Genomic DNA, 7,579 nt, shown 5'->3' on the forward strand with positions numbered 1-7,579 from the left:
GAAGTGCGGCCCGCCCCCGCCCGGCCGACACTGGCCGTAATCGCGCTCATCGCGCTGGACAAGGAGGCAGCAATGGGCTGGCTGTGGGCAATCATCGTGGGGCTCGTCCTGGGACTCATCGCCAAGGCGATCCTGCCCGGCAAGCAGAACATCCCGATCTGGTTGACGATCATCCTCGGCATGCTGGGTGCCCTCATCGGCAACGCGGTCGCCCGGGCCATCGGCATCGAGGCCACCAAGGGCATCGACTGGGGCCGCCATCTGCTGCAGCTCGCCGGAGCGGTGCTGATGGTCGCGGTGGGAACGCCGCTCTACGCCGCCATCCGCGGCGGCGGCAAGAAGAAGAAGCACACCGTGTGAGCACCGGCCGCAGACTCCACCACAACAGCGCACCACGCCGTACGCCGAGGCCGCCACCGAGCGGCCCGCGCGTACGGCGTGGTGGAGCGGTCAGAGCCCGTTCTGCTGGGCGATCCGGCGGGATATCCACCGCCCCGGGCGTCGCGGTTCGCGGTGCCGGTCGGGGGTTTGCCCGGGCGGCCTTCGGGTGTTCTCTGGGAGGTGCCCCAGGGGTTCTGTAGGGATCCAACAGCGCGTACGGGATGCCCCTGTCGAGGGTCGATTCTCCGGATCGGGCCGCGGACCGATAGTTTTCGAGGGAAACCTGACCACTATCGAAAGGGTGATCCGTTGAGCCGCTCGGTTCTCGTCACCGGAGGAAACCGGGGCATCGGCCTCGCCATCGCGCGCGCCTTCGCCGACGCGGGCGACAACGTCGCCATCACCTACCGGTCGGGCGAGCCACCGGCGGACCTCGCCGAACTGGGCTGCCTCGCCGTCAAGTGTGACATCACGGACCCCGAGCAGGTCGAGCAGGCCTACAAGGAGATCGAGGAGCGCCACGGTCCGGTCGAGGTGCTGGTGGCCAACGCCGGGATCACCCGCGACCAGCTGCTGATGCGCATGTCCGAGGAGGACTTCAGCTCCGTCCTCGACACCAACCTCACCGGCACCTTCCGGGTCGTCAAGCGCGCCAACCGCGGGATGCTGCGCGCCAAGAGGGGCCGCGTCGTCCTGATCTCCTCCGTGGTGGGCCTGCTGGGCTCCGCGGGGCAGGCGAACTACGCCGCCTCCAAGGCCGGCCTCGTCGGCTTCGCCCGCTCGCTCGCCCGCGAGCTGGGCTCCCGCAACATCACCTTCAACGTCGTCGCGCCCGGCTTCGTCGACACCGACATGACGAAGGCGCTCAGCGACGAGCAGCGCCGGAACATCGTGGGCCAGGTGCCGCTCGGCCGCTACGCGCAGCCCGAGGAGATCGCCGCCACGGTGCGGTTCCTCGCGTCGGACGACGCCTCGTACATCACTGGAGCCGTCATTCCGGTTGACGGCGGATTGGGCATGGGTCACTGATCACCATGAGCGGAATCCTCGAGGGCAAGCGGGTCCTGATCACCGGCGTGCTGATGGAGTCCTCCATCGCCTTCCACGCCGCGAAGCTGGCCCAGGAGCAGGGCGCGGAGATCATCCTCACCGCGTTCCCGCGGCCCACGCTCACCGAGCGCATCGCCAAGAAGCTCCCCAAGCCCACCAAGGTCATCGAGCTGGACGTGACCAACGACGAGCACCTCGCGCGGCTCGAGGACGTGGTGCGCGAGGAGCTCGGCAGCCTGGACGGCGTCGTCCACTCCATCGGCTTCGCGCCGCAGGACGCGCTCGGCGGCAACTTCCTCAACACCCCGTTCGAGTCCGTGGCCACGGCCATGCACGTCTCGGCGTTCTCGCTGAAGTCGCTGACCATGGCCTGCCTGCCGTTGATGCAGGAGGGCGGCTCGGTCGTCGGCCTCACCTTCGACGCCCAGTACGCCTGGCCGCAGTACGACTGGATGGGCCCGGCCAAGGCCGCCCTGGAGGCCACGAACCGCTACATGGCGCGTGACCTGGGCAAGCAGAACATCCGCTGCAACCTCGTCTCGGCCGGGCCGATCGGCTCGATGGCCGCCAAGTCCATCCCGGGCTTCTCGGAGCTGGCGGGCGTGTGGGACAACCGCTCCCCGCTGGAGTGGGATCTCTCCGACCCCGAGCCGGCCGGGCGCGGCATCGTGGCGCTGCTCTCCGACTGGTTCCCGAAGACCACCGGCGAGATCGTGCACGTCGACGGCGGCCTGCACGCGATCGGCGCCTGACACCCATCCCGTACACGGCCTCCCGTACGCGACTCGTACGCGGCTTCCCGTACGCGATTCCGCGCACGCTCTCCCGTACGCGGTGAACGCCCCGGTCCCTGGAAATGCGCCAACAGGGGCCGGGGCGTTGCCCGTTCAGCCGTTTCTGAAGCACTTCAGCGCGTAGCTCGCCGCCTCCGCGCTCGCCGTCTCCGCGTCCCCGGCCCGGATCGCCGCCACCAGCCGCCCGTGGTCCATGTGCCGCTCCGGGCGCAGCTCGAGGCCCACATCGCTGCGCAGCCAGTCCCGCAGGACGTCGCCCAGGTCCGCGTAGAGCGCGGTCATCACCTCGTTGTGCGAGGCCGCGACGAACGCCAGGTGCAGGGTCGAGTCGGCCGCCACGAACGCCTCGGCGTCGCCCGACTCCCACGCCTCCTCGCGCCGTTCCAGCAGCACGTCCAGCTGCCTCAGGTCGCGCTCGGTGCGGCGCTCGGCGGCCAGCCGGGCGGCCGAGGACTCCAGAGTGGAGCGCAGCTCGGCGATGTGGCTCGGGTCGGCGCCGGCGAACCGCCGCTGCATCACCCCGGCCAGTTCGCTGGTGGCCGCGACATACGTGCCCGAGCCCTGCCGGATGTCCAGCAGCCCGTTGTGGGCGAGCGCGCGGACCGCCTCGCGGACGGTGTTGCGGGCCACCCCCAACTGCTCGACGAGCTCGGGCTCGGTCGGGATGCGGGACCCCACGGGCCACTCGCCGGAGGTGATCTGGTTCCGCAGCGCGGCGATCACCTGGTCGGAGAGCGCGGAGCGGCGGGTGGTCGTCAGGGGCATGGCGTTCCGGAGTCTCGGATAAGGATTGGACAGGCAATCATCCCATGATTCTATGATGGCCCGCATGGCCGACGACGAATCCCAGACGATGACCGCCGCCCCGGGCCGGCCGGCGGCGGACCGGAGCCGCATGCCGGAGAAGAGCCGCGCCACCGCCGCGCAGGCCGGGACCGCCACCGAACAGGCCGTCCCCGGCTGGCTCACCCGGCTCGCGGTCGTCGGACTCGTCCTCGCCGCCCTCAACCTGCGTCCCGCCATACCCAGCCTCGGCGCGCTCCTTCAGGAGGTGCGCGCCGGGCTCGGCATGAGCGGCAGCGTCGCGGGGCTGCTGACCTCCGTACCCCCGCTGTGCTTCGGCGTGTTCGGCATCGCGGCACCCCGGCTGTCCCGGCGCTGGGGGCCCGGCGCGGTGGTCTGCGCGGGCATGGCCGCGATCGCGGCCGGGCTGCTGATCCGGCCGTTCGTCGGCGGCACCGCGGCCTTCCTCGCCACCAGCGCCCTCGCCCTCGCGGGCATCGCCGTCTCCAACGTGCTGATGCCGGTCATCGTCAAGCGCTGGTTCCCCGACCGGGTCGGCCCCATGACCGGCCTGTACTCGATGGCGGTGGCCCTCGGCACCGCGCTCGCCGCGGCCGTCACCGTCCCCATGACCGAGGCCCTGGGCGGGAGTTGGCGCATCGGACTCGCGGTCTGGGCCCTCCTCGCCGTCCTCGCCGTACTGCCCTGGCTGCCCCTGGCCCGCGACCGCAGCGGTACGGCAGGCGAGGCCCCGGGCGTACGGCTGGACGGGCCGGCCGTCCGGATCACCCGCTCTCCCACCGCCTGGGCGCTCGCCTGCTTCTTCGGACTCCAGGCCACCGCCGCGTACATCACCATGGGCTGGCTGCCGCAGATCTTCCGCGACGCCGGAGTACCCGCCTCCACCGCCGGGGTGCTGCTCGCCGTGACCATGGGCCTCGGCGTCCCGCTCTCCTTCGTCCTGCCGCGGATCGCCGCCCGCGTACGCCACCAGGGCCCCATCGCCCTCACCCTCGGCGCCTGCGGGCTCTCCGGCTACGCGGGCCTCTACTTCGCCCCGGCCGCCGGAGCCTGGGCCTGGGCGCTGTTGCTGGGCGTCTCCAACTGCGCCTTCCCGCTGGTCCTCACGCTGATCGGGATGCGCTCGCGGACCGGCGCCGGTGTCGTACGGCTCTCCGCCTTCGTGCAGAGCGCCGGCTATCTGATCTCCATCCCCGGGCCGCTGCTGGTCGGCGTGCTCTACCAGCACAGCGGCGGCTGGGAGCTGCCGATCGCGCTCATGGCCGGGCTGATGCTGCCGCAGCTCGCCCTGGGCTTCCTCGCGGGCCGGAACCGGGTCGTCGAGGACGAGCACGGGGTGCTCGCGTAGCCGTTCGGGGCGGGTGGGAGACTGGTGGGCATGCCAGTGCTCGACCCGAATCCCCAGAACGGGCAGAAGAAGCTGCTCACCATCCTCGGCGTGATGCTGCTCGTGACCGTCGTCATCGGCGTGATCGCGACCATCGCCTCGCCCTGACCACCCCGCCTCACCACCCTGACCGGACCGCCGCACCCTGAGTGGACCGCTCCCCGGCGAGGCCGGGGGCCGGAGGCGTGGCAAGGTGGTGGGGACAGCCCCACCACCCCTAGGGGGCCAGGCTCAGGGTGAAGTGGGTGGATCACCGGATGGGATCGGCCCGCGCGAATCCGTAGGTTCGAAGTGCACCGCGAGACAGCGGTGCACCGGAAGGGGCGCGGCCGTGGCAGGCGGCCGCGTCACCCCGCTCGAACACACGGAGGCGGTCCCCCATGTCAGCGCGTACGCACCCCTGGACCACCCCTCCTGCCCGTGGCTCCTACGAGACGCGGCTGCCGTGGTGGGCCATCGCCCTGCCGTCCGTGGCCTTCGCCGCCCTGCTCATGCTGCTGGTCGGCCCATCGGGCGCCCACGCCGCGACGAACGGGGCCGAGCCGGGACTCGGCTTGGTCCTGGAACGCGTCCAAGAGGTGCTGCGCCGCTAGCCTGGGCATCACCCGTCACGGGTGGGCGTCCCAACACCCCGCGCCCCACAGCGGGTTTCGTGCGAAGCTGGGACGCATGAGCGTCGCTGCAACTTCCCCGGAAAGCAATCCCGGATCCACGGAAACCGGCCCCACGGACGCCCGCAGGCTCGTCCTCCTCCGGCACGCCAAGGCCGACTGGCCCCAGGTGTCCGACCACGACCGGCCGCTCGCCGAGCGCGGCCGCAAGGAAGCCCCCGTCGCGGGCCGCTGGCTCGCGGGCACGGGGATCAACCCCGGTCTGACCCTCTGCTCCACCGCGGTCCGCACCCGAGAGACCTGGAAGCTCGTGGTGCACGAGCTGCCGCAGCGGCCCAGGACCGTGTACGAGGAGCGGATGTACGATGCGTCGCTCGGCGAGCTCATCGCACTGCTCAACGAAACCCCCGACGACGTACGGGACCTGCTGCTCGTCGGGCACAACCCGGGCATGCACGCGCTGGCCGACGCCCTCTCGGGCGGGGCCGAGGGGGACGCCCTGGCGCGGATGAACCGGGGCGGGTTCCCGACCGCGGCCATAGCCGTGGTCGGCTTCGACGGCTCGTGGAAGTCCGTAGAGCACGGAGTCGGCAGGCTTCTCGACTACTGGGCACCGCACGACTAGCCGCACGGCCGGCCGCACCAACCGCCGTACCCGGTCCGGAGGTTGAGACCGAGCAGAAGGGCCCCGGCGCGAGTGCGGCCGGGGCCCTGCCTCTGTCCGGGGGCGCCTCAGTCGGCGTGGGTGTGCGCGGCCTCGACCTCTTCGCGCGTGATGCCCAGCAGATAGAGCACGGTGTCGAGGAAGGGCACGTTGACGGCCGTGTGGGCGGCCTCGCGCACCACCGGCTTGGCGTTGAAGGCCACCCCGAGCCCGGCCGCGTTCAGCATGTCCAGGTCGTTGGCGCCGTCGCCGATCGCCACCGTCTGCGCCAGCGGGACTCCGGCCTCCGCCGCGAAGCGGCGCAGCAGTCGCGCCTTGCCCGCCCGGTCCACGACCTCGCCGACCACCCGGCCCGTGAGCTTGCCCTCGGCCACCTCCAGGGTGTTGGCGGAGGCGAAGTCCAGCCCGAGCCGCTCCTGCAGATCATCTGTGACCTGCGTGAACCCACCCGACACCACGCCGACTTGGTAGCCGAGGCGCTTGAGCGTACGGATCAGGGTACGGGCGCCGGGCGTCAGCCGGACCTCGGCCCTGACCTTGTCGACCACCGACGCGTCGAGCCCCGCGAGCAGCGCCACGCGCGCGTGCAGCGACTGCTCGAAGTCCAGCTCGCCGCGCATCGCGGCCTCCGTCACCTCGGCGACCTGGTCCTCGCACCCCGCGTGCGCGGCAAAGAGCTCGATCACCTCGTCCTGGATGAGCGTGGAGTCCACGTCCATGACCACCAGCCGCTGCGCGCGGCGGTGCAGCCCCGAGGCCACCACGGCCACATCGATGCCGAGCGCCGCGGCCTCGGTGGCGAGCGCGGTCCGCAGCGGCTCCGGCTCGGCGCCGGACACCTCGAACTCCACCGCCGTCACCGGGTACTTCGCCAGCCGGAAGATCCGGTCGATGTTGCCGCCGAGTGCGGTGATACGGGCCGCGACGGCGGAGGTCGACTCGGCGGTCAGCGGCTGCCCCAGCACGGTCACGTGCGAACGGCCCGCGGCGCGGGGGCGGTTGTCGCCCCGGCCCGAGATGATCTCCGCCTGGAGCTTGTGGGACTCGGCCCAGGCGTGCACCGTGGCCCGCAGCTCACCCTCCGTGTCGCCCCCGGCGGGCGCGGTGACCAGGGCGCAGAGCACGATCCGGCCCCGGGTGACGACCTGCTCGATGTCTATGACGTCGACCGAGTACGCGGAGAGGGTGTCGAACAGGCCGGCGGTGATGCCCGGGCGGTCCTTCCCGAAGATCTTGACGAGGAGGGTGGGGCTGTTCTCGCCCGGTGCACCGGCGACCGGCGGATTCTGCGATGCGCTCATGGTGCTCCCACCGTATCCGGCCGCCGTACGATCCCGCGCGCCCATCCCGTATCACGGAACGCGCCCCTTGGCGCCGGTTCACCACCCGGGGCGGAGGAGCGACGAGGGGGGCGCGGCACCCAGTGCCATCTGCGGGGGGAGCCCATCCCTGGCTTTCCCTCCGGGCGCCCCGCCTGAAATAGTTCTCCACGATCTTCGCCATGCCTGGAGCCCCCGCGCGGGGGTCACTCGGCAGACAAGCAGTGGGGCATGAAGTGCCGGAACCAGTACTGGAATTGAACGGGCGGACGTGGGCGCTCGATCCCTCCACGACGTACACCATCGGGCGTGATCCGCAGGGCCATGTGGTGGTCGAGGACCCCAGAGTCTCCTGGCGGCACGCCAACCTCCGCTGGGTCGAGGGGAGTTGGTTCGTCGAGGACCGGGGGAGCACCAACGGCACCTTCCTCCGGGGGCGGCGCGTCGAGCGGGCCGAGGTCGTCCCCGGCACCGAACTCCGCCTGGGCAACGCCGTCGACGGCCCGCGCCTGGACCTCCTGCCCGCCCACGCCCCGGCCCACGGCGGCCCGACGCACCCGGCCCCCGCG

Annotated in this window: 10 protein-coding genes; 8 read left to right on the forward strand and 2 right to left on the reverse strand. The window is 71.8% G+C overall.

The annotated features are described in order from the left end of the window. Window positions 1-72 precede the first annotated feature (72 nt). From AOK16_RS17510 to fabI, 3 genes are all read left to right on the forward strand, one after another. Entirely contained in the window at window positions 73-360 is a 288-nt protein-coding gene (locus AOK16_RS17510; RefSeq protein WP_055473181.1) for a GlsB/YeaQ/YmgE family stress response membrane protein, read from the forward strand. 330 nt (window positions 361-690) lie between these two features. Then, window positions 691-1,410 carry a 3-oxoacyl-[acyl-carrier-protein] reductase gene (gene fabG, locus AOK16_RS17515; RefSeq protein ID WP_055473175.1) on the forward strand — a complete coding sequence of 240 codons (720 nt, stop codon included), beginning with the start codon at window positions 691-693 and terminating at the stop codon, window positions 1,408-1,410. 5 nt (window positions 1,411-1,415) lie between these two features. Continuing rightward, the gene (gene fabI / locus AOK16_RS17520; RefSeq protein WP_055473176.1) at window positions 1,416-2,183 is read left to right on the forward strand and encodes an enoyl-ACP reductase FabI; all 768 of its coding nucleotides are present in this window, start codon (window positions 1,416-1,418) and stop codon (window positions 2,181-2,183) included. Window positions 2,184-2,318: 135 nt separating this feature from the next. On the opposite strand, the gene AOK16_RS17525 is transcribed toward fabI, so the two are convergent. Beyond that, window positions 2,319-2,990 (reverse strand): FadR/GntR family transcriptional regulator, encoded by a 672-nt coding sequence (locus tag AOK16_RS17525; RefSeq protein ID WP_055473177.1) that lies wholly within the window; start codon window positions 2,988-2,990, stop codon window positions 2,319-2,321. A 64-nt stretch (window positions 2,991-3,054) separates the two neighbouring features. Here AOK16_RS17525 and AOK16_RS17530 point away from each other — a divergent pair, with 64 nt between their 5' ends. From AOK16_RS17530 to AOK16_RS17540, 4 genes are all read left to right on the forward strand, one after another. Beyond that, complete coding sequence (locus tag AOK16_RS17530) at window positions 3,055-4,377, forward strand: CynX/NimT family MFS transporter (RefSeq protein WP_055473182.1); 1,323 nt, start codon at window positions 3,055-3,057, stop codon at window positions 4,375-4,377. Window positions 4,378-4,407: 30 nt separating this feature from the next. Then, window positions 4,408-4,524, forward strand: coding sequence for an SGM_5486 family transporter-associated protein (locus AOK16_RS28995; protein WP_276202512.1), 117 nt, complete (start codon window positions 4,408-4,410; stop codon window positions 4,522-4,524). 272 nt (window positions 4,525-4,796) lie between these two features. Next, the gene (locus AOK16_RS17535) at window positions 4,797-5,009 is read left to right on the forward strand and encodes a hypothetical protein (RefSeq protein ID WP_055473178.1); all 213 of its coding nucleotides are present in this window, start codon (window positions 4,797-4,799) and stop codon (window positions 5,007-5,009) included. 76 nt (window positions 5,010-5,085) lie between these two features. Further along, window positions 5,086-5,652 (forward strand): SixA phosphatase family protein, encoded by a 567-nt coding sequence (locus AOK16_RS17540; RefSeq protein WP_055473179.1) that lies wholly within the window; start codon window positions 5,086-5,088, stop codon window positions 5,650-5,652. Window positions 5,653-5,759: 107 nt separating this feature from the next. Here the strand turns inward: AOK16_RS17540 and serB are convergent, their stop codons facing one another. Next, window positions 5,760-6,992: a phosphoserine phosphatase SerB gene (gene serB, locus AOK16_RS17545; RefSeq protein WP_055473180.1), complete on the reverse strand. Its 1,233-nt coding sequence runs from the start codon at window positions 6,990-6,992 to the stop codon at window positions 5,760-5,762. Between the two features lie 254 nt (window positions 6,993-7,246). Between serB and AOK16_RS17550 the strand changes: the two genes are divergently transcribed. Then, a partial coding sequence (locus tag AOK16_RS17550; protein WP_420865390.1) for an FHA domain-containing protein occupies window positions 7,247-7,579 on the forward strand: 333 nt, incomplete at its 3' end.

It is taken from the genome of Streptomyces pathocidini, assembly GCF_001418495.1.
Lineage (GTDB): Bacteria > Actinomycetota > Actinomycetes > Streptomycetales > Streptomycetaceae > Streptomyces > Streptomyces pathocidini.

Coding starts and splice junctions, on each gene's coding strand:
- AOK16_RS17540 (WP_055473179.1), top strand. CDS start 5,086: ATGAGCGTCGCTGCAACTTCCCCGGAAAGCAATCCCGGATCCACGGAA.
- AOK16_RS17510 (WP_055473181.1), top strand. CDS start 73: ATGGGCTGGCTGTGGGCAATCATCGTGGGGCTCGTCCTGGGACTCATC.
- fabI (WP_055473176.1), top strand. CDS start 1,416: ATGAGCGGAATCCTCGAGGGCAAGCGGGTCCTGATCACCGGCGTGCTG.
- AOK16_RS17525 (WP_055473177.1), bottom strand. CDS start 2,990: ATGCCCCTGACGACCACCCGCCGCTCCGCGCTCTCCGACCAGGTGATC.
- AOK16_RS28995 (WP_276202512.1), top strand. CDS start 4,408: ATGCCAGTGCTCGACCCGAATCCCCAGAACGGGCAGAAGAAGCTGCTC.
- AOK16_RS17530 (WP_055473182.1), top strand. CDS start 3,055: ATGGCCGACGACGAATCCCAGACGATGACCGCCGCCCCGGGCCGGCCG.
- serB (WP_055473180.1), bottom strand. CDS start 6,992: ATGAGCGCATCGCAGAATCCGCCGGTCGCCGGTGCACCGGGCGAGAAC.
- AOK16_RS17535 (WP_055473178.1), top strand. CDS start 4,797: ATGTCAGCGCGTACGCACCCCTGGACCACCCCTCCTGCCCGTGGCTCC.